This is a genomic window from Pseudomonas sp. GW704-F2, assembly GCF_059423025.1.
In genome coordinates, this window is the sequence record NZ_JBWKXO010000013.1 from 125816 (window position 1) to 149147 (window position 23332).

The following is a 23332-nucleotide window of genomic DNA, read 5'->3' on the forward strand; positions in this document are numbered from 1 at the left end:
AAAACGCCGCGTATCTTGCGATACGCGGCGTCCTTTACATCAACACACCCTTAGGCTTGCAGCACCGGGATGTTGGCGTTTGCAGCGCTTTCACGGAACTCGGCGATCTGATCGAAACTCAGGTAGCGATACACATCGCTGGCCATGGTGTTGATCTTCGCGGCGTATTCCATGTACTCCTCGACGGTCGGCAGGCGACCCAGGATCGAAGCCACCGACGCCAGCTCGGCCGAAGCCAGGTAGACGTTGGCGCCATCGCCCAGACGGTTCGGGAAGTTACGGGTCGAAGTCGACACGACGGTCGAATTCGGTTCTACACGTGCCTGGTTACCCATGCACAGCGAGCAGCCCGGCATTTCCATGCGCGCGCCAGCCTTGCCGTAGATGCCGTAGTAGCCTTCTTCGGTCAGTTGGTGAGCGTCCATCTTGGTCGGCGGCGACAGCCACAGACGGGTTGGCAGCTGACCCTTGACTTGATCCAGCAGTTTACCGGCAGCGCGGAAGTGACCGATGTTGGTCATGCACGAACCGATGAACACTTCGTCGATCTTCTCGCCAGCAACGCTGGACAGCAGACGGGCGTCGTCCGGGTCGTTTGGCGCGCAGAGCACAGGCTCCTTGATGTCGGCCAGGTCGATCTCGATGATTTCGGCGTATTCCGCGTCGGCATCGGCCACCATCAGCTCCGGGTTGGCAACCCAGGCTTCCATCGCTTGGGCGCGACGTTCCAGGGTACGTGCATCGCCGTAGCCTTCGCCGATCATCCAGCGCAGCAGGGTGATGTTGGAGTTCAGGTACTCGGTGATCGACTCTTTCGACAGCTTGATGGTGCAACCGGCAGCCGAACGTTCAGCCGAGGCGTCGGACAGCTCGAAGGCTTGTTCGATGCTCAGGTTGTCCAGGCCTTCGATTTCCAGGATGCGGCCGGAGAAGGCGTTCTTCTTGCCTTTCTTCTCTACGGTCAGCAGGCCAGCCTGGATCGCGTAGTAAGGAATGGCATGAACCAGGTCACGCAGGGTGATGCCAGGTTGCATTTTGCCTTTGAAGCGCACCAGGATCGATTCCGGCATGTCCAGTGGCATCACGCCAGTGGCTGCGGCGAACGCTACCAGGCCGGAACCGGCCGGGAACGAAATGCCCATTGGGAAACGGGTGTGGGAGTCACCACCGGTGCCGACGGTGTCCGGCAGCAGCATGCGGTTCAGCCAGCTGTGGATGATGCCGTCGCCTGGGCGCAGCGACACGCCGCCACGAGTCATGATGAAGTCAGGCAGGGTGTGGTGGGTGGTCACGTCGATCGGCTTAGGATACGCCGCGGTGTGGCAGAAAGACTGCATCACCAGATCGGTCGAGAAGCCCAGGCACGCCAGGTCTTTCAGTTCGTCACGGGTCATAGGACCGGTGGTGTCCTGGGAACCCACGGTGGTCATCTTAGGCTCGCAGTAGGTGCCTGGACGAACGCCAGTCACGCCGCATGCCTTGCCGACCATCTTCTGCGCCAGGGTGAAACCCTTGGTGCTTTCGGCCGGAGCTTCCGGCTTCTTGAACAGGTCGGACGGTGGCAGACCCAGTTCGGCACGCGCCTTCTCGGTCAGGCCACGGCCGATGATCAGCGGGATACGGCCGCCGGCACGGACTTCGTCCAACAGCACCGGGGTCTTCATTTCGAAGGTGGTCAGGACTTCATCGGTACCGTGCTTGCAGACTTTGCCAGCATGCGGGTACAGGTCGATCACGTCGCCCATGTTCATGTTGGTGACGTCGAATTCGATCGGCAGTGCGCCAGCATCTTCCATGGTGTTGTAGAAGATCGGAGCGATCTTGCTGCCGAAGCAGAAACCGCCAGCACGCTTGTTCGGCACGTAAGGAACGTCGTCGCCGAAGAACCACAGTACGGAGTTGGTTGCCGACTTACGCGACGAACCGGTACCGACCACGTCACCGACGTAGGCGATCGGGAAGCCTTGACCGCGCATTTCTTCGATCTGCTTCATCGGGCCGGTCTTGCCTTGCTCGTCCGGCACGATGCCGTCGCGAGCCATTTTCAGCATGGCCAGGGCGTGCAGCGGGATGTCAGGGCGGGACCAGGCGTCCGGCGCAGGCGACAGGTCGTCGGTGTTGGTTTCGCCGGAGACCTTGAACACGCGCAGGCTGATCTTGTCGGCCAGGGTCGGACGGTTCTTGAACCACTCGCCGTCGGCCCAGGACTGGATCACGGCCTTGGCGTGTGCGTTGCCGGCCTTGGCTTTTTCAGCCACGTCGTGGAACGCATCGAACATCAGCAGGGTGTGCTTGAGTTGAGCGGCGGCAACAGGCGCCAGTTCGGCGTTGTCGAGCAGCTCGACCAGGGTCACGATGTTGTAGCCGCCTTGCATGGTGCCAAGCAGTTCAACGGCGCGTTTCTTGTCGATCAGGGGAGAAGTGGCTTCGCCCTTGGCCAGGGCAGACAGGAAACCGGCTTTGACGTAGGCAGCTTCGTCAACGCCTGGTGGAATGCGGTTGGTGATCAGGTCAACGAGGAATTCTTCTTCGCCAGCCGGGGGATTTTTCAGCAGCTCGACCAGGCCTGCGGTTTGTTCGGCATTAAGCGGCTGGGGAACAATACCCAGGGCTGCACGCTCTTCGATATGTTTGCGGTAGGCTTCAAGCACAGTTATTACCCTCATCAGTGGTCCCACGGGACGCTCATCCAGAAATGAACGGCACGCATGCGCTCGGGGGCTTTTTGGGCCGCAAAGCCAGCGCTGCCGACATTCCTCACAGAAGCTGCTTTCAAAGTTTTACGCCTGCAGAACGGAGCTGATGAGGGTTGGCGCTGGCTTGACCTGCCGGGTCATTGACCATCGCCAACACCGTTCTGAAGGAACGACTGTGCTCGTGACGCTTTGAAAACAGCTTCCAGCGGATTATTGGCGCCTTATAAGGCCGGATGATTCTACGGCAAAAAAATTCTAAACGTAAGTTGCCAAGCCAAGTTTGCTGGGTGATCAACCTTAGACAAAGGGCTAACATGGCGCCCTGTTTCGCTGATTTGCGTGTTGCCGCCCATGTCCAACCAAGCCATCAAGACCCCCTGCGTAGGCCTGTGCTCCACGGTTTACGGTGACCTCGTGTGTCGCGGCTGCAAGCGTTTCCACCACGAAGTGATCCAGTGGAACGGCTATAACGAAGAAGAAAAACGTGCGGTGTGGCTGCGGCTCGAGCAACTGTTGGTGCAGGTCATGGCCGGCAAGCTGGAGGTTTTCGACCCCAAGACTCTGCGCAGCCAGCTGGAGCAACGCAAGATCCGCTTTGTGCCGCACCAGTCCGAGTACTGCTGGGCCTACCAGTTGATCGCCCGCGGGGCACGGGTGATTTCCAACCTGGAGGCCTATGGCATGGTGCTGCTGCCGGAGTTCCGCGAGTGGAACCTGCCGCAGCTGCGCGATGCCATCGACCGTGAGTTTTTCATCCTGTCCGAGGCGCACTACCAGCGCTATATCGCGCCGGGGTTTCTCAAGGATGTGTTGGGCGCCTGACGATCAGGCTTTGTTGGCCAGCTTTTCCAGTTGATCCGTCAGTGCCTGGGGCTTGAGCACCAGCACGTCGCTTTCCAGCGCATCGAGCACCACTTCCGCCGTATTGCCGATCAGCGCGCCGGTCAGCCCGGTGCGCGCCACGGTGCCGATGATCGTCACTGCGGCTTTCAAGGTGTAGGCGGCATGGGGAATCAGCACATCCGCCGGGCCTTCTTCGATATGCAGGTGGGCGTCGTCGATATCGAACGTGGCCTGGAATGCCTTGCACTGCTCGCGATAACGCGCCTCGATGGTTTCCTTGAGCTGAAACACCGGGTCGCCGGCCGAGAGCATTGGCGATGGATGGGCGCTGATGACATGCAGTGACGCCTTGGCCAGGCTGGCGATGTCGAAGCCGTAGTCGATGATCATGTGGTGCAGCGCGCGATGCTCGGTGTCGGTATTGCCTACATCGATGGCGGCGAGAATGACGCCGTCGTTCCATGGCGTTGCTGTCTTGACCAGCAGCACCGGCACCGGGCAGTAGCGCAACAGCTTCCAGTCGGCCGGGGTCAGCAGCGCCTTTTTCAGCGGGCTGTCGGGGTAGTGCTGCTTGATCACCAGGCCACAGCCTTCGGCCTGCTGCACCTCGATGATGGTTTCATGCAGGCTGGTATTCCACGCCTGTTCGGTGGTGACGCTGTAGCCGTCTTCGGTCAGGCCGGACTTGAGCAGGCTCAACAGCGCCGAATGCTCATGTTTCTTGTCGCACACCAGCAGGTGCAGGCGCGCGCCGGTAGTCCCGGCGATCAGTTTGGCGCGTTTGAGGGCCAGGCTTTCCGAATGCTCGGGCTCAAGGACCACCAGAATGCTGCGGATGGCTTGCATGGTCGGGACTCTCCAGAAAGGGGGCGTTGAACAACTATAGTTGCTGCCCGCCAGACGTCATGTTGATGCACATCAAGGCCAGCGGCTGGTGGTCTGCGGCGCGGTCGGTATAATCGGCGACCTTTTGTGATCCTTTGCCCGTGAGCCCGATGAACCTGCCCGAAATCCACGAATTCCTCGGTTGCCCCACCCCTGACGCCTGGGTCCAGGCCGCGTTGGCCGATCAGGAAACCCTGCTGATCGACCACAAGAACTGCGAATTCAAGGCCGCCAGCACTGCCTTGAGCCTGATCGCTAAGTATCACAGCCATGTCGACTTGATCAATATGATGTCGCGCCTGGCCCGGGAAGAGCTGGTCCATCACGAACAGGTCATGCGCCTGATGAAGAAGCGCAAGGTCGCGCTGCGTCAGTTGCACGCCGGGCGTTATGCCTCGGGCTTGCGCAAGGTGGTGCGCAGCCACGAGCCGGTCAAGCTGGTGGACACCCTGGTGGTCGGCGCCTTTATCGAGGCGCGCAGTTGCGAGCGTTTCGAGGCGCTGGTGCCACATTTGGACGAAGAACTCGGCAAGTTCTACTTCGGCCTGCTCAAAAGCGAGGCGCGGCACTACCAGGGTTACTTGAAACTGGCTTATCAGTATGGCGAGGCCAAGGATATTGCCCAGGTGATCGAGCGGGTGAGGGCGGCCGAGCAGGAACTGATCGAGTCCCCTGACGTCGAGTTCCGCTTTCACAGTGGCGTGCCAGCCTGAGGCGACGGCTGCGCATACAACGCTCGGTGACGGCGTTAAAAATTGCAGGCTATTTGTTAAAAACTCTTAAAAGCATGAAGCTTCATCGCGTGTGGCCGGCCAAGCGCTGCCGGCGGGCAACTTGCCACCTATAATGCGCGCACTTCAATCCGCGTTGTGCACTGAGAACTTATGGAAAACCTGGGGCTGGGCAAGGTATTGCTCGTTGAGGACGATGAGAAGCTGGCAGGGCTGATCGCGCACTTTCTGGCACAGCACGGTTTTGAGGTACGGGCGGTGCATCGCGGTGATGCGGCCTTGGCGGCCTTTCTTGACTTCAAGCCCAAGATTGTCGTGCTCGACCTGATGCTGCCGGGCCAGAGCGGCTTGCATGTGTGTCGCGCGATTCGCGCGGTGTCCGACACGCCGATCGTGATCCTCACCGCCAAGGAAGACGACCTGGACCACATTCTCGGCCTGGAGTCCGGCGCCGACGACTATGTGATCAAACCGATCAAACCGCCGGTGCTGCTGGCCCGCCTGCGAGCGTTGCAACGGCGCCAGGCGCCGGAGCCGACGGTGCGCGGCGCCATCGAGTTCGGGCGCCTGGTCATTGACCGCAGTTGCCGGGTGGTCAGCCTGGGCGGCGAGAAGATCGACCTCACCACCATGGAGTTCGAACTGTTGTGGTTGCTGGCCAGCAGCGCCGGCAAGATCCTCTCGCGCGATGACATCCTCAACCGCATGCGCGGCATCGCCTTTGATGGCCTGAACCGCAGCGTCGACGTGTACATCAGCAAACTGCGCGGCAAGCTCAACGATAACCCCCGTGAGCCGGTGTGCATCAAGACCATCTGGGGCAAGGGTTATCTGTTCAATCCGTTTGCGTGGGAGGTCTAGATGCTGCGCCTGTTTCTACGCCTGTATGTGATTCTGGCCCTGGGCCTGGCGGGAGCGATCTGGCTGGTCAACTACACGTTCGACGAGTTGCTGCCCGAAACCGACGAAACCTATAGCCGCGAGGCCGTGCGCGGCCCGGCCTATGGCCTGGTCGAACAACTGCGACCGCATGTCGGCGAAGCGCGGCAAGCCCGCTTGGCCGAATTGCAACCCCATTACGGGCTGCACCTGAAGCTGGTTGAAAGCGAAGCCCTGGGGCTGTCCGAGCGTGAAAAAAAGCTGCTGGACGACGGCTTGCTGGTGGTGCGCGGGGACTTCAAGGAGTTCCTCTCCCGCATCGACAGTGGCATGCAGTTGCTGGAAATCAAACTGCCGGAAGAACCCAAATGGATGTACATGTGGGTCTACGGCTTTCTCGGACTGTGCCTGGCTATCGTGCTGTATTTTTGGGTGCGCCCGCATTGGCGCGACCTGGAACATATCCGCCTGGCCGCCCAGCGCTTCGGCGATAACGACCTCGGCTCACGCATCCTGTTGCCGCGTCGCTCCACCGTGCGCGAACTGGCCGGGCACTTCAACCAGATGGCCGAACGCATCGAGAGCCTGATCGCCAACCAGCGTGAGTTGACCAACGCGGTCTCCCACGAACTGCGCACGCCCATCGCGCGCCTGTCGTTCGAGCTCGACCAGCTCAAACAACAGGCCGATCCCCGGCAGAGCCTCGCACTGATCACCGACATGTATGCCGACCTTGGCGAGTTGGAGGAAATGGTCTCTGAATTGTTGACCTACGCCAGCCTGGAGCGCGGCGCCACCCAGGTCACGCAGGAAAATATCGAGGCCCACAGCTGGCTCGACAGTGTGATCGGCAGCGTGGCCCTGGAGGCCGAGGCGGAAGGCGTGCAGTTGTCCTTGCGTACCTGTGAAGTCGACGTTATCCAGATCGAACCGCGCTTCATGGCGCGTGCGGTGATCAACCTGCTGCGCAACGCCATTCGTTACGCCGACCGCCGCGTGGAAGTGTCGCTGGTCAAGTTCGGCAGTGGTTATGAAGTGCGGGTCTGCGATGACGGCCCCGGCATCCCCGAGGAAGGCCGGGCGAAGATCTTCCAGCCGTTCATCCGCCTCGACGCCAGCCGCGACCGCCGCACCGGCGGCCTCGGCCTGGCGCTGGTGCAGCGGGTTTGCCAATGGCATGGCGGGCAGGTCCAGGTAGTCGATTCGGAGTGGGGCGGGGCGTCGTTTCGGATGAGTTGGGCGTATACCGAATAAGGTTTTGGGGGGGGGGCAGGTACGGGGGGGCGATTGCAAAAAGCCGCAGACTGCTGTGCCGACAGTCACACCGCCCAAGTCATAGCTGGCACTCACGCCCAATTGCGTGCGCGATTTGATTTTTCCCAGGGCCTTGTCGGCGCCCTCGACAGGCACACTGAGCTGATGGACAGGCAAAGGTGTTTCGAACGCATAAGCAGGTGCATCCATGGTTAGAAAATCAAGGGCTTATGGGGCGACTGCGTGCGTTTGAAGGCGTAGCCCGAGGCGCTGAGGCCGTTGACCTGGCGGCTGACGGTGTCGCCCAGGCCATAGCCGTTGCCGGCAAGCACGGCATGGGCGTGGTCCACGGGCAGCAGGATGTAATCGGTCAGCGGCTTGTCGTGCAGTTGGCCGCGAATCACCAGGAAGCCTTCTTCCAGACGCACGCTGATGCCGCTGAGTGGCGCGTCGGGTTCGTGGGTGCTGAGCACTTGATAGGTGCCGACGGTGTCGGCCCAGGCCAGTGGCAGGGGCGGCGGGTCGATGCGTTCGCCCACGGCCACCCGCTGGCCGTGACTGCGCGCGGTGAGTATCTGCCGGCCTTGCACCGTCACCACGTCCAGTTGCACGCGGCCCAGCCCGTCGAGATCCTTGAGCCAGAACCCCAGGACTTTTTGCTGCGCGCGCAACCAGCCGTCTTCATCGCGCAGCAGTTCGAAGGTGTATCCGGCCAACTCGCCGGACAATCGCGTAGGGGTATCCCTGATCCGGAATACGCCCCAGGCCGTGGCGTAGAACCCGGCCAGGCGCTTACGGTCGATGGCGGCGGGCACCTGGCGCAACTTGCCCCCGTGCTTGGGCGCCTGGCAGTCGTCGGCGCATACCGGCGCGCCGGTTTGCGCCTGGAGCATCAGGCGCAGGGTGTCGGTGCTCAGCGCGACCACCATGTCTTCGGCGTTGCTGTCGTTGGCCATGATGATCACTGCCAACTGCTGGTCCGGCAGCACCGTCACCTGCGCGGCAAAATCGTCGCCCCCGCCGCTGTGCTGGAACGTGCGTATGCCTGGGCTGACCGGCTTGTCGCCACAGGGCGAGAGAAACCAGCCCAGGCCCATCTGGCAATCGAAGTCCAGCACGTTGCCGATATTTTGTTGGGTAAACATCTGCTCGATGGAAGCGCGGTCCATTACGCGGGTGTCGTTGTAGAGGCCTTGGGCGAACAGCATCTGTACGTAGCGGCTGAGGTCCTTGGGGCTGGTCCACAAGCCGCTGGCGGCGAGGTCGCGCACCTGGGCATCGGTGCTCGCGCTGCCGTCCTGATAGCCGAGCGCGCGGTGGGGCACGTGCGCGCTGACGCCGACAAAACTCGATTGGTTCATCTTCAACGGCTTGAACAGGCTGTTTTGCAACTGGGTCTCGAATGCCTTGCCGCTGCTGCGTTCGATAGCCGCGCCCACCAGCGCATAGCCGAGATTCGAGTACGCCACCTGCGAACCCGGCGGGGTGCTCAGCCACACGCCCGACATACGCATTGGCATCTGGCCCATGGCGAAGGTGTTGCGCAGGCCGCGCAGGTGTTCGCTGGGCAAGCCCGACTGATGACTGAGCAAGCGGCGCAGGGTGATGGCGCGGTCGGCGTCGGCCTGGTCGTCATGGAAGCGCGAGCGCACATAGAACTCGCGCAAGGTTTGCTGGATCGGTGCGTCAAGGGCCAGTTGCTGTTGTTCCACCAGTTGCAGCGCGGCGGTGGCGGTGAGGAGCTTGGAGATCGCGCCGGCGCGAAATGCCGTATTCGGCGTCACCGGTACGCCCCGGGCCTTGTCGGCCACGCCGAAACCATTGGCCCAGATCAACTCTTGGCCATTGACCAGGGCGATGGACAGCCCGGGCACCTGCTCCCGAGCCATCTCCCACGGAATGCGGGTTTGTAGATAGCGAATGATCGCGTTGTAGTCGCCCTTGGGGATCGGCGGCGGGGCAGGCAGTTGACCATGGCAACCGATACTGCCGAGCAGGCAGCCCAGCAGGGGAATACCGCGCAATGTGCGAAACATGAAGAGCACCCGGATGGCTGTTTGGATGCTCGAATGCTAGGGAAGGGCTGTCCGACAATCTTTGCAAGCTTTGTCGGAAAACTGTCAAAGACTGTTAACGCGCCAACCCCAACCGCTCATGCCACTGCGCGATCGATTCTTCCGGGTATTTATCGAACTGCAGGTCGCCCTTGCGCACGCTGACTTCGACCCAGGGCGCCTTGGAACCGAGCATCAGGTGCGTGTGCTGTGGCGGCACCGGCAACGGTGTGTCGATGGCCGAGGCAAACGGATGGATCAGCTCCGGCCACTGCGGGCTGAACAGCCATAGCGCGCTGCCGCATTGTGAACAGAAATGCCGCTCGGCGCTGCTGGCATGGGCGCGGCTGGCGCCTTCGGGCTTGAGCCTGGCGTGGTAGATCGAGATCAGCTTGCGCCCGCGCACTTTCAGGCTGTTGCTGTCGCCCGCGAGGTTGATCGCGTAACCGCCGCCACCCTGGGTCTTGCGGCAAATCGAGCAATAGCAGCGCTGGTAAGGGTAGGGGTGGGCGCTGGTCAGGCTGAACGTCACAGCACCGCAATGGCAGGAACCTTCGAGTTGCATGGGCAGTCTCCTCTGGCAAGGTGACTCTGGAGTCTAGGCGCTTTGCGGCATCAAGGTCGCGATCAGGGCACGAATGGTCCCCGGCAGCGCTTCCAGCTCGCGCACCAGGATACTGCGCTCGCGAATCGCCCATGGCTCATTCAGTTTCACCGCCACCAACTGCATGGTCCGGCTGTGCCGCACGGCGGCGGATTCCGGGATGATGCCAATGCCCACGCCCGCCTCGACCATCCGGCAGATCGCCTCGAAACTCGACATTTGGATGCGCAGCGACAACTGCTTGCCGACCCGCTCGACGTGCTCGCGCAGGAAGCTCAGCAAGGTGCTGCCTTCGTGCAGGCCTATATGCTGGTAGGCGAGGGTCTGTTCCAGCGTCACCGAGGGTTGGTCCGCCAAGGGGTGGCCCACGGGCACCATCAATACCAGTTTATCGGTGCTGAAGTGCAGCACCTGCAGGCCCGCGGCCTCCACAGGGCCGGCGATGATGCCCATGTCGCTGGTGCCATCGAGCACGCCGCGCACGATATCGCGGGACAGGCGCTCCTGCAGGTCGACAGTGACACCGGGCCGCAGGGAGAGGAAACCGGCCAACACTTCGGGAAGAAACTCAGTGACCGCCGTGGTGTTGGCGAAGATGCGGATATGCCCGGCAGAGTCGACGCCGTATTGGGTGAACTCACTTTTCAGGTAGTCCACCTGGCGCATGATCAGCCGCGCATGGTGCAACAGCCGCTCGCCTGCCGGGGTGATCTCCACGCCGCGGCTGTCGCGGTACAACAGACGTGTTTCCAACTGGCCTTCCAGGGCCTTGATGCGCGCACTCGCAGCCGCCGGCGAGAGGAAGGCGCGCTTGGCACCCTGGGTCAGGCTGGGTGATTCGGCGATATGGATAAACAGGCGCAGGTCGGCGAGATCGAAGTGCATGGCGGCTCCGGGGTGGACAGGGCTGTTCGGTGCAACGGCGGTGCGGGGCTTGCCTGCGCTGACAGTGTGCCGGCGATGAAAATGCCAACCAACCGAAGCAAGCCCGTTGCCCATCAATGCGTGGCGTTCAGCATAGCCGAACGCTGGCTTATTGAAATGCAAATTCTCAGAACGGTCGGGCGCTTGCATGATCCGGGGCACACATTCACAGCCCGAGGACCTGCACCCGATGAGCGCCACTGATTGGATCGGCCGAAGCGAAACTGCCCACGACCACCTGAGCCACAACCTGCTCACACGCATCGCCGCGACATTCGGCGAGCCCGTGCCCGAACACGGCGCGGCGGTGCCGCCGTTGTGGCAATGGTGTTTCTTCCAGGACCCGCTGCCGGAATCGGCCCTGGGCACCGACGGCCACCCGGCCCGTGGCGGCTTCCTGCCGCCGGCGGATAACCGCAATCGCATGTGGGCCGGTGGGCGTCTCGAGTTCCTGCATCCGCTGCGCGCCGGCGAGGCGGCCAGCCGTGTGTCGACCATCACCCAGGTCGAAGAAAAAACCGGCCGCACCGGTGCGTTGCTGTTTGTCACCGTGCGCCATGACTACACCCAGGACGGCCGCCTGGCGATCCGCGAAGAACAGGACATCGTCTACCGCGAACCGACCCCACCCAAGCCGGGCAACGGCGCTGCGCTGGCGGCGGGTGAGTGGTGCGAAGCGATCGAGCCGACGCCGACCCTGCTGTTCCGCTACAGCGCCGTGACTTTCAACGGCCACCGCATTCACTACGACTATCCCTACGTCACCGGCACGGAAGGCTATTCGGGCCTGGTGGTGCATGGGCCGTTGATCGCCACGTTGAGCCTGCGCGCCTTTTGTCGGGCTCATCCCCGCGCCACGGTGCGCCGTTTCGACTATCGCGGCGTGCGCCCGCTGATCGCTGCGCAACCGTTTGAAGTCGCCGGACGTATCAGCCAAGCCGGCGTGGCAGAGCTGTGGGCCGGTAATCACGATGGCTTGGCCCAGCAGGCCCGTGTGCATTTCGAATAACACCAGAACAACAGGCGGAGAGCCGTTAATGAACCCGAATGACAATGAAGCACTCAATGCCATCCGCGCAGGCGTGCGCGCTTTGTGCGCCGAATTCGATGCGACGTACTGGCGTCGGATCGACGAAGAAAAAGCGTTCCCCGATGCCTTCGTCAAGGCCTTGACCGCCGCCGGCTGGCTGTCGGCGATGATCCCGGAAGAGTACGGCGGCTCCGGCCTCGGCCTGGCTGAAGCGTCGGTGATCCTTGAAGAGGTCAACCGTTGCGGCGGCAACTCCGGCACCGTCCACGGCCAGATGTACAACATGTTCACCCTGCTGCGCCACGGCAGCGCCGCGCAAAAACGCTTCTACCTGCCCAAGCTGGCCAGTGGCGAATTGCGACTGCAATCGATGGGCGTCACCGAGCCCAGCACCGGCACCGACACCACCAGGATCAAGACCACCGCGATCAAGCGCGGCGATAAGTACGTGATCAACGGCCAGAAAGTCTGGATCTCGCGGGTGCAGCATTCCGACCTGATGATCCTGCTGGCGCGCACCACGCCGCTGGCCGACGTGAAGAAAAAGTCCGAAGGCATGTCGATCTTCCTCGTGGACCTGCGCGAGGCGATCGGCAACGGCCTGACCGTGCGACCCATCGCCAACATGGTCAACCACGAAACCAACGAGCTGTTCTTCGACAACCTCGAACTGCCTCTGGACAGCCTGATCGGCGAAGAGGGCAAGGGCTTCAAGTACATCCTCGACGGCCTGAATGCCGAGCGTACCCTGATCGCCGCCGAGTGCATCGGCGATGGCCGCTGGTTTATCGAAAAGGCCAGTGCCTATGCCCGCGACCGCGTGGTGTTCGGCCGGCCCATCGGGCAGAACCAGGGCGTGCAATTTCCGATTGCCGAAGCGCATATCGAAATCGAAGCGGCCGACCTGATGCGCTGGCGTGCCTGCGAGGAATACGACCGTGGCGCGCCTGCCGGGGCCAGCGCGAACATGGCCAAGTACCTGGCGGCCAAGGCGTCCTGGGAGGCGGCCAATGCGTGCCTGCAAACCCACGGCGGTTTTGGTTTTGCCTGCGAGTACGACGTGGAACGCAAATTCCGCGAGACCCGCCTGTACCAGGTGGCGCCGATCTCCACCAACCTGATCCTGTCCTACGTGGCCGAGCACTTGCTCGAGCTGCCACGCAGTTTCTGAGGGCCTGAACATGAGCCATACCCAAGCCCTGTGTCGGTTCCTCGCCGAATTGACCTATGCGCAGTTGCCCGAACCGGTGCTGGCGCGCACCGAAGACCTTTTTCTCGATTGGCTGGCGTCGGCGCTGGCCAGCCAGGGCGCGCACCCGATCCCGCTGTTTGAACGCTACGCGCAGAAAATGGGGCCGAGCAGCGGCCCGGCGCAGGTGATCGTCAATGGCCGCAGCAGCAGCGCGTATTTCGCCGCGTTGGTCAACGGCGCCTCGTCGCACCTGGTGGAGCAGGATGACCTGCACAACAGCTCGGTGTTGCACCCGGCGACGGTGGTCTTTCCCGCAGCCCTGGCGGCGGCCCAGGACCTCGGCAAATCCGGCCGTGAACTGCTGCTGGCCGCGGTGGCCGGTTATGAAGCCGGAATTCGCATCGGCGAATTCATGGGCCGTTCCCACTACCGCATCTTCCACACCACCGCGACCGTCGGCACCTTGGCGGCGGCGGTGGCCGTGGGCAAATTGCTGGGGTTCGATCAGGAGCAATTCATCAACCTGCTCGGCAGCGCCGGCACCCAGGCTGCCGGGCTGTGGGAGTTTTTGCGCGATGCCGCCGACTCTAAGCAATTGCACACGGCCAAGGCGGCGGCGGATGGCTTGCTCGCCGCGTACCTGACGGCGGACGGGCTGACGGGCGCGCGCAATATCCTCGAAGGCGACCAGGGCCTGGCGGCCGGGATGTCCCGCGATGCCGAACCGCACAAGCTGTCCGCCGACCTCGGCCGGCGCTGGGCGCTGCTGGAAACCTCGTTCAAGTTCCATGCCTCGTGTCGCCACACCCATCCTGCCGCCGATGCGCTGCTGCAGTTGATGCAGCGTGAAGGCCTCGATGCCGCCGCGATCGCCAAGGTGCAGACCCGCGTGCATCAGGGCGCCATCGATGTGCTGGGGCGCGTCACTACGCCGGCCAGCGTTCACCAGGCCAAGTTCTCCATGGGCACCGTGCTGGGCCTGATCGCCGTGCATGGCAAGGCCGGGCTGGTTGAGTTCCACACGCTGGCACTGAGCGATCCCGCCGTCTCGGCCTTTCGCGACAAGGTCAGCATGACCCTCGATCGCGAAGTCGACGACGCCTATCCGCAGCGTTGGCTGGGCCGCGTCACCGTCACCACCGAGGATGGCCGCACGCTGCACGGCGCTATCGACGAGCCCAAGGGCGACCCCGGCAACAGCCTCAGCCGCGCCGAGCTGGCGGATAAATTCCAGCGCCTCAGCCACTTCAGCGGCGCGCGCACCCCGGCCGAGGCCGACGCGTTGATCGCCAAGGTCTGGCAGCTGCGCAACACCCCGTGCATGGCCCATTGGCTTTGAGGAATCGTCATGACTGCTAATCAACGACCGCTGGACGGTATCACCGTTGTCAGCCTGGAACATGCGATTGCCGCACCCTTTTGCACACGCCAATTGGCCGATCTCGGCGCGCGTGTGATCAAGATCGAACGCCCCGGCAGCGGTGACTTCGCCCGTGGCTATGACGAACGCGTGCGCGGCCTGGCGTCGCATTTCGTGTGGACCAACCGCTCCAAGGAAAGCCTGACCCTGGACCTCAAGCAAGACGCGGCGGGCGCCATTCTCGACAGCTTGCTCGCCGACGCCGATGTACTGGTGCAGAACCTCGCACCCGGTGCAGCGGCGCGCATGGGCCTGTCGTTCGAGACGCTGCATGCGCGCTTCCCGCGCTTGATCGTCTGCGATATTTCCGGCTATGGCGAAGGCGGGCCCTACGCGCAAAAGAAGGCTTATGACCTGTTGATCCAGAGCGAGGGCGGCTTTCTGTCGGTGACCGGCGGGCCCGCTGACGACCAGATGGCCAAGGCCGGTTGCTCCATCGCCGACATCGCCGCCGGCATGTACGCCTACAGCGGCATCCTCTCGGCGCTGTTGTTGCGCGGCAAGACCGGCGAGGGCAGCCATATCGACGTGAGCATGCTGGAAAGCCTGGTGGAGTGGATGGGCTACCCGATGTACTACGCCTTCGACGGAGCACCGCCACCGCCGCGTGCCGGAGCGGCGCATTCGACGATTTATCCCTACGGGCCGTTTCCCACCGGCGACGGCGGTACGGTGATGCTCGGCTTGCAGAACGAGCGCGAATGGGCGGCGTTCTGCGACAAGGTGCTGCTCACCCCGGCGTTGGCCACGGACGAGCGCTTCTGCGCCAACTTCAAGCGCTCGGCCAACCGCGAGGCGCTGCGCCGGATCATCGTCGACAGCTTCGCCCGGCTCGACGCCGAGGCCGTCATCCAGCGCCTGGAACATGCGCAGATCGCCAGTGCCCGCGTCAACGATATGCAAGGCGTGTGGGACCACCCGCAACTCAAGGCACGTGACAGCTGGCGCGAAGTCGCTAGCCCGGCCGGTCCGCTGCCAGCGCTGTTGCCGCCAGCGCGTAATACGGCATTCAGCCCGCGCATGGATGCGGTGCCCGCGTTAGGCCAGCACAGCCAGGGCATTCTCGATCAGCTCGGTTATTCGGGCGAAACCATCGACGACCTGCGCGCGCGCGGCGTTATCTGACAAGGAGTGTGGTGATGCCAATGCCTGTAGTTCGTTCAGCTCTGTTCGTTCCCGGCAGCCGCCCGGAGCGGTTTTCCAAAGCGCTGGCCAGCGGTGCCGACGCGGTGATTGTGGATTTTGAAGACGCGGTAGAAGAGCCGCTCAAGCGGCAGGCGCGGGAGAACCTTGGCGCGTTTTTGCGCGCCCACCCCGACACCCGGGTGTGGGTGCGGATCAACGCGCCAGAGCACGCCGAACACGCTGACGATGTGGCGTTCTGCAGCGCCCATGCAAACGTGGCGGGCGTGCTGCTGCCGAAAGTCGAAAGTGCCGCCCAGGTCGCGGTGGTGGCCGCCGCCGGCAAACGGATCTGGCCGATTATCGAAAGCGCCAAGGGCTTGCTGGCGGTGGCCGCGATTGCCCATGCGCGGCAGGTGGAGCGCCTGTCGTTCGGCGGCCTGGACCTGGCGCTCGACTTGAATCTGAGCAGCCCTTCGCCAGCGGCTGACTTTGCCCTGGACCAGGCGCGCCTGGCGCTGATCGTGCATTCCCGCGCCGCCGGCCTAGTGGCCCCGCTGGACGGCGTCCACCCGGCCATCGACGACCCCGAAGGCCTGCGCCGCTCGATCCGGCATGCCTATGAAATGGGCTTTGCCGGCGCGCTGTGCATCCATCCCCGGCAGGTGGCGGTGATCCATGCGGCCTTGGCACCGAGCGCCGCAGACCTGGCCTGGGCCAAGCGCGTGGTGGCGGGCGGAGCCCACGGGGCCGGCGCGTATCAGATCGATGGGCAGATGGTGGATGCCCCGGTTCTGTTGCGCGCACAACGGCTGCTCGCCGCCCGGCGCTGACGGGCGCAGCCGAAGCCAGAGGCGAGAGAGGATCTGCATTTTCGTTCAGGTTGGCGTTCATCTAAGCCGAACGCAGGTATCAAAAACTCGAAATTCACTACACGCGCCATATCAGGCACCTTGCCCTACAACACAACAATAAGAAGGTGATTTCCCATGCTCAAGCTCTCCCGGGCGCTGTTCTGCGCCGCCACCTTGTTCGTCGCGGGCCTGGCCCAGGCGGCGGACCCGATTGTGATCAAGTTCGCCCATGTGGTTGCCGAAAACACGCCCAAAGGCCAGGGCGCGTTGCTGTTCAAGAAACTTGCCGAAGAACGCCTGCCGGGCGTGGTCAAGGTCGAGGTGTACCCGAACTCGTCGCTGTTCGGCGATGGCAAGGAAATGGAAGCGCTGCTGTTGGGCGATGTGCAGATGCTCGCGCCGTCCCTGGCCAAGTTCGAGCAATACACCAGACAGGTGCAGATCTATGACCTGCCGTTCCTGTTCAACGACCTGGCCGCCGTCGACCGCTTCCAGGCCGCCCAAGGCAAGCAGTTACTGACCTCGATGCAGAACAAGAACATCCTCGGCCTGGCCTATTGGCACAACGGTCTCAAGCAGTTGTCGGCCAACAAAGCCCTGCACGAACCCAAGGACGCCCGTGGCCTGAAGTTCCGCGTGCAAGCCTCCAGCGTGCTTGAAGAACAGTTCAAGGCGATCCGCGCCAACCCGCGCAAGATGAGCTTTGCCGAGGTCTACCAGGGCTTGCAGACCGGTACGGTCAACGGCACCGAAAACACCTGGTCGAACTATGAAAGCCAGAAGGTCAACGAGGTGCAGAAGTACTTCACCGAGTCCAACCATGGCCTGATCGACTACATGGTGATCACCAACGCGAAGTTCTGGAACGGCCTGCCAGCGGATGTGCGCAGCACCCTGGAGCAGATCATGGCCGAGGTCACCGTTGAGGTGAACAAGCAGGCCGAGGCGCTGAACCAGTCGGCCAAACAGAAGATCGTCGACGCCAAGACCAGCGAAATCATCGAACTGACCCCCGCGCAACGCCAGCAATGGCGCGAAGCCATGCGCCCGGTCTGGCAGATGTTCGAAGGCGAGATCGGGGCTGACCTGATCAAGGCGGCGGATGCGTCCAACCTGTAATGCCGGGGCATACCGAGATCCCTCCCACAGGTTGATCCGGTTTCCACTCTGAAACCTATTCCCGCTTCGCGAGGTTTTGCCATGCAAACGCTCAGGCGCGTCTGGGAGCACCTGGAGGAAGGCGTCATTGCCTTCCTGCTGGCCGCCATGACCCTGGTGACATTCGTCTACGTCATGCTCAACAACATCTACACGCTGTTCTTTGCCCTGTCCGACAAGTGGGCCTGGAGCAGCCATTTTTTCAACGCCCTGGGCGACGGCAGCATGACCTGGGCCCAGGACATGACCTGGAGCGTGGCGCTGACCAAGGCCATGTTCGGCTGGCTGATTTTCTTCGGCATCTCCTACGGCGTGCGTACCGCCGGCCACCTTGGGGTGGATGCGCTGGTCAAGCTGACCGGGCGCCGGGTGCAGCGCTTGCTTGGGATGCTTGCCTGCCTGTGCTGCCTGGCCTATGCCGGGCTGTTCATGGTCGCCAGTTACAGGTGGGTGAGTGCGGTGATGACAGCGCACATCGGCGCCGAAGACCTCGACCAGTTCGGCATCGATGTCGGCGACATCGTGCTCATCGTGCCGGTCGGTTTTGCCCTGGTGTTTATCCGCTACCTGGAAATTTTCTATCGCCTGTTCACCCACCGCCAGGTCGGGTTGGGGCTGGCCGACGAGGCCGGTGAGGCGAGCAAATTGGCCGGCGGCCATGAGGAGCGTCACTGATGGCCGTGCTCTGTCTGTTTCTGCTGTTGTTTGTGTTCATGTTCCTCGGCGTGCCCGTCGCGATTTCCCTCGGATTGTCCGGCGCGGTGTCGATCCTGATGTTCAGCCAGGACTCGGTGAGTTCCCTGGCGATCAAGCTGTTCGAAACCTCGGATGCCTATACCTTCCTGGCGATTCCGTTCTTCCTGCTGTCCGGTGCGTTCATGACCACCGGCGGCGTGGCGCAGCGGCTGATCGACTTCGCCAATGCGTGTGTTGGGCATATCCGTGGCGGCCTGGCGATTGCGGCGGTGTTGGCGTGCATGTTGTTTGCCGCGTTGTCCGGTTCGTCACCGGCCACGGTGGCGGCCGTCGGTTCGATTGCGGTGGCCGGGATGGTGCGCTCCGGTTACCCGAAGGCGTTCGGCGCGGGCATCATCTGCAACGCCGGCACCCTGGGCATCCTGATTCCGCCGTCGATCGTGATGGTGGTGTATTCGGCCGCCACGGAAACGTCGGTCGGCAAGTTGTTCATGGCCGGGGTGATCCCGGGGCTGCTGCTGGGCCTGATGCTGATGGTCGCGATCTATATCGTGGCGCGCATCAAGAAGCTGCCGGCGCAGCCACGGGCGAGCTTTCGCGAGTGGCTGGCCTGCGCGCGCCGCGCGTTCTGGGGCTTGCTGCTGCTGGTGATCATCCTCGGTGGCATCTACAGCGGGATGTTCACCCCGACCGAAGCCGCGGCGGTGGCAGCGGTGTACTCGGCGTTTGTCGCGCTGTTCGTCTACAAGGACATGAGCCTGCGCGACTGTCCCAAGGTGCTGCTGGAGTCCGGGCGGCTGGCGATCATGCTGATGTTTATCATCGCCAATGCGATGCTCTTCGCCCATGTGTTGACCACCGAACAGATCCCCCAGGAAATCACCGCCTGGGTGCTGTCCGAGGGCCTCACGCCGATCGGCTTCCTGATCATGGTCAACGTGGTCTTGCTGATCGCCGGCAGTTTCATGGAACCGTCGGCGATCGTGTTGATCCTGGCGCCGATCTTCTTCCCGATCGCGATGAAGCTGGGCATCGATCCGATTCACTTGGGGATCGTGATGGTGGTGAATATGGAAATCGGCCTGGTCCACCCGCCGGTGGGCTTGAACCTGTTCGTGACCTCGGCGGTGACCGGCTTGACGCTGGGGCAGACCATTCGTGCGGCGATGCCGTGGCTGATGATCCTGTTGGTGTTCCTGATCATGGTCACCTACCTGCCGTTCATCTCGCTGGCGCTGCCGCACTGGCTGGGGATGTAGACCTCACGATGTGGGAGCCTGGCTCCCACCTTGCTCAGTGATCCAGCGCGCTCAGGATCGCATGGGCGACCTTGACCCGCTCGGCATTCGGATAGTTCTTGTTCGCCAGGATCACCACGCCCATGTCCTTGCTTGGCACATACGCCACATACGCGCCAAAGCCTGCGGTTGAGCCGGTTTTGTTGTACAGCACGTTGGCCGGTTGCGCTTGCGGCGTCGTCAGCCAATCGGGACGGTGAGGTTCCATGGCCATCGGTGTCGAGTTGCCGTCAATCAGCGCTTGCAGGGCGATGGGGTAGGGGTAGTACTCCCAGCCCAGGCCCTGGGTCATGCCGTTCACGCGGTAATAACCGGCGTGGGTACTGGCGATGGCTTGTTGCAGCGGCTTTTCCAGGGTTTGCGGGTGCAGGTTGGCGATCACATAGCGCGCCAGGTCGTGGGTGCTGGTCTTGATGCCGTAGGCTTCGTTGTCCAGTGCGCCAGGGCTTACACGGACGGGTTTCTGCTGCTTGTCGTAGCCTTGGGCGTACTCGCCGGATTGCGCGGTGGGCACGCTGAGGTGGGTGTTGCTCAACCCCAGCTTGGGCAGCAGGGTGTGCTCCATGGCGACATTGAACGGCTGGCCCAGGCTTCGTGCCGCGAGGTAGCCAAACAGGCCGATGCTCGGGTTGGAATAGAGACGTTGCGCGCCCGGGGCGTAGCTGGGTTTCCAGCGCTGGAAGTAGCCGAGCATGGCGTCGGCGTTGTCGGCGGCATCCGGAAACTGCAGCGGCAGGCCGCCGGGGGTGTAGGTCGCCAGTTGCAGCAGGCTGATGCGGTCAAAGGCGCTGCCGGCCAACGCAGGCCAGTATTGGCTGGCCTTGTCCGACAGCGTGAGCTTGCCGATGGCCTGGGCGTAACCGCCCAGGGTTGCGGTGAAGGTTTTGCTCACTGAGCCGATTTCGAACAAGGTGTTTTGGTTGACCGGTTGCTGCGCTTCTTTCGATGCCATGCCGTAGTTAAAGTATTGCACCTTGCCGTTCTGCACCACCGCCACCGCCAGGCCGGGAATGGCCTGCTGCTGCATCAGCGGCTTGACGCTGGCGTCTACCACGGCCTGCAGGTCGGTGGCGGCCAGGCACTGGCCGGCACCGAGAAACATTGCCAGCGCCGTTAAGTGACGCACTCCAAATACCGCTTGTTGGGGCATGATATCGCTTCCATGAGTATGATCGATTGAATGAACAGCCTGCGCGGGCGTGCCAAAGGTAGACAGTTCGCCGGGCCTGGGCAAACGATGATATTTCGCACCAGCCATTAGAAAAATTAGGGGCAAGCATGCTGCGTTCCCATTTGCCTCTCAATGCCCTGCGCGCATTCGAGGCCTCCGCCCGGCACCTGAGTTTTACGCGGGCCGCCATTGAGTTATGTGTCACCCAGGCGGCGGTCAGCCACCAGGTCAAGAGCCTGGAGGCGCAACTGAACGTCACCCTGTTCAAACGCCTGCCGCGTGGCCTGATGCTGACCCGCGAAGGCGAGACGTTGTTGCCGGTGCTGCGCGAGTCCTTCGACCGCATTGCCCACACCCTGGGCCAGTTCGAAGGCGGGCACTACCGCGAAGTGCTCAGCGTTGGCGCGGTCGGCACTTTTGCGGTGGGCTGGCTGCTGCCGCGCCTGGCGGACTTCCAGCACCGCTACCCGTTTATCGACCTGCGCCTGTCGACGCACAACAACCGTGTCGATGTCGCCGCCGAAGGCCTGGATTACGCGATCCGTTTCGGCGCCGGGGCCTGGCATGGCACCGACGCCTGCCCATTGTTCGAAGCGCCGCTGACGGTGCTTTGCGTGCCGTCAATCGCCGAGCAGTTACACACGCCGGCCGAGCTGTTGAAGCACACGGTGCTGCGCTCCTATCGCGCCGATGAGTGGAACCTGTGGTTCCAGGCCGCCGGGCTGCCTGCCGACACCCTGGTGCCGCGCAGCATCGTGTTTGACTCATCGCTGGCGATGATGGAAGCAGCGCTGCAGGGCATCGGCGTGGCGTTGGCCCCCGCGCTGATGTTCTCGCGACAACTGGAAAGTGATGCGATCCGCCAGCCCTTCAACGTGGGCATCAGCACCGGCAGCTATTGGTTGACGCGCCTGCAGTCACGCGCCGAAACCTCGGCGATGCTGGCGTTCAAGGCCTGGCTGACGGTGATGGCGGTGCAGGGCTGAAATTTTTCATCAAGAAGCAAAATGAAACATTTGTCGGCGGCTAACCTCTACACATTCAGAGGCGGTCAGGCCAGGTATTTGTTGAACCACCCCAGCGTGCGCTGCCACGCCAGGTTCGCCGCCGCCTCGTCATAACGCGGCGTCGAGTCGTTGTGAAAACCGTGGTTGGCGCCCTTGTAGATATACGCTTCATAGGTGGTGCCCGCGGCCTTCAGGGCCTTTTCATAGGCCGGCCAGCCTTCGTTGATCCGCGTATCCAGTTCGCCGTAATGCAGCATGATCGGTGCCTTGATGCGCGGCACGTCCTTGGCCTCTGGCTGCCGCCCGTAAAATGACACGGCGGCGCCCAGTTCCGGGTAGGCCACGGCTGCTGCATTGACCACGCCGCCGCCATAGCAGAAGCCGGTAATCCCGACTTTGCCGGTGCTGTTGTCGTGGTGCATCAGCCACTCGATGGCGGCGAAGAAGTCGTTCATCAGCTTGGTCGGGTCGACTTTTTGTTGCAGCGCTACGCCTTTTTCATCGTTGCCGGGGTAGCCACCCACGGATGTCAGGCCATCCGGCGCGAGGGCGATAAAGCCGGCCTTGGCCAGGCGGCGGGCGACGTCTTCGATATACGGGTTGAGGCCGCGGTTTTCATGCACCACGACCACGGCGGGGACTTTGCCGGTGGTCTTGGCCGGGCGCACCAGATAGCCGCGCACCGTGCCGTTGCCCTTGGGCGAAGGGTAGGTGATGTAGTCCGCGACGATGTCCGGGTCGGTGAATTTCACTTGCTCGGCCAGCGCATAGTTGGGGCTCAGGGCGGCGAGCAGCGCCGACGCGGTGAGCCCGCCGAAGGTGAACAGTGCAGCGCGGTCGAGAAACTCGCGGCGGTTGATCTTGCCGTGGGCGTAGCCGTCGTAGAGCTCCAGCAGTTCGGGGGCGAAGTCTTTCGCGGTGAGACGAGTCATCGGTGCAGTCCTCGATTAGTGGTGCCAGTCAATGTAGACCAGGATCACGCGTTGCGAGCGTGGGCGGCGGCGGCCAGTTGCCCGGTATCGACGCGCACAAACACCGAATCGCCGATCGCCGTGAGCACATCGCCGGCGTATACCTCGCAGACCACGCGGCTTTTACGCCCCACATCGCCCTCGACCCGGGCACGCAAGGTCAGCGTGACACCCAGGGGCGTGGGCTTGATGAATTTGATCCCGAGATGCCCGGTCACGCAGTCGATACGCGGCAGGCTGCCGGGTTCGCGTTGCTCGGCGCGGTAGTGGTAGGCCATGGCGGTCCAGTTCGAATGGCAGTCCACCAGCATGGCGATCAGGCCGCCGTAGACCAGATCCGGCCAGCCGCTGTATTTCGCTTCCGGTTGGTGCTCGGCGACCACGTGAATGCCGTCGGCGTCCCAGCGGCTCTTGATATGCAGGCCATGGGGGTTGTTGCCGCCGCAGCCGTAGCAGATGCCTTCGGGGGCGGTGGTGTCTTGCAGTGACGGGGTGTGCATGCCAAGTCCTTATTGTTCTGGGGTGACTGTCCTGTTTAACAGG

Annotated in this window: 21 protein-coding genes; 13 read left to right on the forward strand and 8 right to left on the reverse strand. The window is 62.8% G+C overall.

The window, feature by feature from the left end:
- Positions 1-50 precede the first annotated feature (50 nt).
- On the reverse strand, positions 51-2651 hold the full coding sequence (acnB, locus tag AC07W0_RS13695) for a bifunctional aconitate hydratase 2/2-methylisocitrate dehydratase (protein WP_017846468.1): 2601 nt from the start codon (positions 2649-2651) through the stop codon (positions 51-53).
- Positions 2652-3047: 396 nt separating this feature from the next.
- Here acnB and AC07W0_RS13700 point away from each other — a divergent pair, with 396 nt between their 5' ends.
- A complete protein-coding gene (locus AC07W0_RS13700; RefSeq protein ID WP_017846467.1) occupies positions 3048-3518 on the forward strand; it encodes a DUF1289 domain-containing protein in 471 nt (156 codons plus the stop codon).
- A gap of 3 nt (positions 3519-3521) precedes the next feature.
- On the opposite strand, the gene AC07W0_RS13705 is transcribed toward AC07W0_RS13700, so the two are convergent.
- Complete coding sequence (locus tag AC07W0_RS13705) at positions 3522-4385, reverse strand: universal stress protein (RefSeq protein ID WP_017846466.1); 864 nt, start codon at positions 4383-4385, stop codon at positions 3522-3524.
- A 149-nt stretch (positions 4386-4534) separates the two neighbouring features.
- Between AC07W0_RS13705 and AC07W0_RS13710 the strand changes: the two genes are divergently transcribed.
- From AC07W0_RS13710 to AC07W0_RS13720, 3 genes are all read left to right on the forward strand, one after another.
- Complete coding sequence (locus AC07W0_RS13710) at positions 4535-5137, forward strand: MiaE family protein (protein ID WP_017846465.1); 603 nt, start codon at positions 4535-4537, stop codon at positions 5135-5137.
- Positions 5138-5308: 171 nt separating this feature from the next.
- The gene (locus AC07W0_RS13715) at positions 5309-6016 is read left to right on the forward strand and encodes a winged helix-turn-helix domain-containing protein (protein WP_017846464.1); all 708 of its coding nucleotides are present in this window, start codon (positions 5309-5311) and stop codon (positions 6014-6016) included.
- Positions 6017-7288, forward strand: coding sequence for an ATP-binding protein (locus AC07W0_RS13720; protein ID WP_102617562.1), 1272 nt, complete (start codon positions 6017-6019; stop codon positions 7286-7288). It abuts the gene before it with no gap.
- Positions 7289-7500: 212 nt separating this feature from the next.
- On the opposite strand, the gene AC07W0_RS13725 is transcribed toward AC07W0_RS13720, so the two are convergent.
- The 3 genes from AC07W0_RS13725 to AC07W0_RS13735 form a co-directional block, all read right to left on the reverse strand.
- The gene (locus tag AC07W0_RS13725) at positions 7501-9324 is read right to left on the reverse strand and encodes a serine hydrolase domain-containing protein (RefSeq protein WP_102617561.1); all 1824 of its coding nucleotides are present in this window, start codon (positions 9322-9324) and stop codon (positions 7501-7503) included.
- Between the two features lie 94 nt (positions 9325-9418).
- Entirely contained in the window at positions 9419-9907 is a 489-nt protein-coding gene (locus tag AC07W0_RS13730; protein ID WP_102617560.1) for a GFA family protein, read from the reverse strand.
- Positions 9908-9940: 33 nt separating this feature from the next.
- On the reverse strand, positions 9941-10831 hold the full coding sequence (locus AC07W0_RS13735) for a LysR family transcriptional regulator (RefSeq protein ID WP_102617559.1): 891 nt from the start codon (positions 10829-10831) through the stop codon (positions 9941-9943).
- A 229-nt stretch (positions 10832-11060) separates the two neighbouring features.
- Between AC07W0_RS13735 and AC07W0_RS13740 the strand changes: the two genes are divergently transcribed.
- From AC07W0_RS13740 to dctM, 8 genes are all read left to right on the forward strand, one after another.
- Entirely contained in the window at positions 11061-11879 is an 819-nt protein-coding gene (locus tag AC07W0_RS13740) for an HTD2 family dehydratase (RefSeq protein ID WP_046490981.1), read from the forward strand.
- A gap of 28 nt (positions 11880-11907) precedes the next feature.
- Positions 11908-13071 carry an acyl-CoA dehydrogenase family protein gene (locus AC07W0_RS13745; protein ID WP_102617558.1) on the forward strand — a complete coding sequence of 388 codons (1164 nt, stop codon included), beginning with the start codon at positions 11908-11910 and terminating at the stop codon, positions 13069-13071.
- Between the two features lie 10 nt (positions 13072-13081).
- A complete protein-coding gene (locus tag AC07W0_RS13750) occupies positions 13082-14431 on the forward strand; it encodes an MmgE/PrpD family protein (protein WP_102617557.1) in 1350 nt (449 codons plus the stop codon).
- A 9-nt stretch (positions 14432-14440) separates the two neighbouring features.
- A complete protein-coding gene (locus tag AC07W0_RS13755) occupies positions 14441-15637 on the forward strand; it encodes a CaiB/BaiF CoA transferase family protein (RefSeq protein ID WP_102617556.1) in 1197 nt (398 codons plus the stop codon).
- A 14-nt stretch (positions 15638-15651) separates the two neighbouring features.
- Positions 15652-16467: an HpcH/HpaI aldolase/citrate lyase family protein gene (locus AC07W0_RS13760; RefSeq protein ID WP_102617555.1), complete on the forward strand. Its 816-nt coding sequence runs from the start codon at positions 15652-15654 to the stop codon at positions 16465-16467.
- Between the two features lie 156 nt (positions 16468-16623).
- Entirely contained in the window at positions 16624-17607 is a 984-nt protein-coding gene (locus AC07W0_RS13765) for a TRAP transporter substrate-binding protein (protein ID WP_017846454.1), read from the forward strand.
- Positions 17608-17688: 81 nt separating this feature from the next.
- Positions 17689-18321: a TRAP transporter small permease gene (locus AC07W0_RS13770; RefSeq protein ID WP_046490990.1), complete on the forward strand. Its 633-nt coding sequence runs from the start codon at positions 17689-17691 to the stop codon at positions 18319-18321.
- A complete protein-coding gene (dctM, locus tag AC07W0_RS13775; protein ID WP_017846452.1) occupies positions 18321-19601 on the forward strand; it encodes a C4-dicarboxylate TRAP transporter large permease protein DctM in 1281 nt (426 codons plus the stop codon). The genes AC07W0_RS13770 and dctM overlap by 1 nt, the downstream gene beginning before the upstream one ends.
- A gap of 34 nt (positions 19602-19635) precedes the next feature.
- On the opposite strand, the gene ampC is transcribed toward dctM, so the two are convergent.
- The gene (ampC, locus tag AC07W0_RS13780) at positions 19636-20790 is read right to left on the reverse strand and encodes a class C beta-lactamase (RefSeq protein ID WP_102617554.1); all 1155 of its coding nucleotides are present in this window, start codon (positions 20788-20790) and stop codon (positions 19636-19638) included.
- A gap of 128 nt (positions 20791-20918) precedes the next feature.
- On the opposite strand from ampC, the gene AC07W0_RS13785 reads away from it, so the two are divergent.
- Positions 20919-21797: a LysR family transcriptional regulator gene (locus AC07W0_RS13785; RefSeq protein WP_102617553.1), complete on the forward strand. Its 879-nt coding sequence runs from the start codon at positions 20919-20921 to the stop codon at positions 21795-21797.
- Positions 21798-21862: 65 nt separating this feature from the next.
- On the opposite strand, the gene yghX is transcribed toward AC07W0_RS13785, so the two are convergent.
- Both yghX and AC07W0_RS13795 read right to left on the reverse strand, forming a co-directional pair.
- Positions 21863-22750, reverse strand: coding sequence for a YghX family hydrolase (gene yghX / locus AC07W0_RS13790; RefSeq protein ID WP_102617552.1), 888 nt, complete (start codon positions 22748-22750; stop codon positions 21863-21865).
- Between the two features lie 44 nt (positions 22751-22794).
- A complete protein-coding gene (locus AC07W0_RS13795) occupies positions 22795-23289 on the reverse strand; it encodes a PaaI family thioesterase (protein WP_046383638.1) in 495 nt (164 codons plus the stop codon).
- Positions 23290-23332 lie beyond the last annotated feature (43 nt).

Bases quoted from the DNA above. Each gene is read 5' to 3' on its own strand.
- AC07W0_RS13700 (WP_017846467.1), top strand. From the start codon at position 3,048: ATGTCCAACCAAGCCATCAAGACCCCCTGCGTAGGCCTGTGCTCCACG.
- AC07W0_RS13705 (WP_017846466.1), bottom strand. From the start codon at position 4,385: ATGCAAGCCATCCGCAGCATTCTGGTGGTCCTTGAGCCCGAGCATTCG.
- AC07W0_RS13710 (WP_017846465.1), top strand. From the start codon at position 4,535: ATGAACCTGCCCGAAATCCACGAATTCCTCGGTTGCCCCACCCCTGAC.
- AC07W0_RS13715 (WP_017846464.1), top strand. From the start codon at position 5,309: ATGGAAAACCTGGGGCTGGGCAAGGTATTGCTCGTTGAGGACGATGAG.
- AC07W0_RS13720 (WP_102617562.1), top strand. From the start codon at position 6,017: ATGCTGCGCCTGTTTCTACGCCTGTATGTGATTCTGGCCCTGGGCCTG.
- AC07W0_RS13725 (WP_102617561.1), bottom strand. From the start codon at position 9,324: ATGTTTCGCACATTGCGCGGTATTCCCCTGCTGGGCTGCCTGCTCGGC.
- AC07W0_RS13730 (WP_102617560.1), bottom strand. From the start codon at position 9,907: ATGCAACTCGAAGGTTCCTGCCATTGCGGTGCTGTGACGTTCAGCCTG.
- AC07W0_RS13735 (WP_102617559.1), bottom strand. From the start codon at position 10,831: ATGCACTTCGATCTCGCCGACCTGCGCCTGTTTATCCATATCGCCGAA.
- AC07W0_RS13740 (WP_046490981.1), top strand. From the start codon at position 11,061: ATGAGCGCCACTGATTGGATCGGCCGAAGCGAAACTGCCCACGACCAC.
- AC07W0_RS13745 (WP_102617558.1), top strand. From the start codon at position 11,908: ATGAACCCGAATGACAATGAAGCACTCAATGCCATCCGCGCAGGCGTG.
- AC07W0_RS13750 (WP_102617557.1), top strand. From the start codon at position 13,082: ATGAGCCATACCCAAGCCCTGTGTCGGTTCCTCGCCGAATTGACCTAT.
- AC07W0_RS13755 (WP_102617556.1), top strand. From the start codon at position 14,441: ATGACTGCTAATCAACGACCGCTGGACGGTATCACCGTTGTCAGCCTG.
- AC07W0_RS13760 (WP_102617555.1), top strand. From the start codon at position 15,652: ATGCCAATGCCTGTAGTTCGTTCAGCTCTGTTCGTTCCCGGCAGCCGC.
- AC07W0_RS13765 (WP_017846454.1), top strand. From the start codon at position 16,624: ATGCTCAAGCTCTCCCGGGCGCTGTTCTGCGCCGCCACCTTGTTCGTC.
- AC07W0_RS13770 (WP_046490990.1), top strand. From the start codon at position 17,689: ATGCAAACGCTCAGGCGCGTCTGGGAGCACCTGGAGGAAGGCGTCATT.
- dctM (WP_017846452.1), top strand. From the start codon at position 18,321: ATGGCCGTGCTCTGTCTGTTTCTGCTGTTGTTTGTGTTCATGTTCCTC.
- ampC (WP_102617554.1), bottom strand. From the start codon at position 20,790: ATGCCCCAACAAGCGGTATTTGGAGTGCGTCACTTAACGGCGCTGGCA.
- AC07W0_RS13785 (WP_102617553.1), top strand. From the start codon at position 20,919: ATGCTGCGTTCCCATTTGCCTCTCAATGCCCTGCGCGCATTCGAGGCC.
- yghX (WP_102617552.1), bottom strand. From the start codon at position 22,750: ATGACTCGTCTCACCGCGAAAGACTTCGCCCCCGAACTGCTGGAGCTC.
- AC07W0_RS13795 (WP_046383638.1), bottom strand. From the start codon at position 23,289: ATGCACACCCCGTCACTGCAAGACACCACCGCCCCCGAAGGCATCTGC.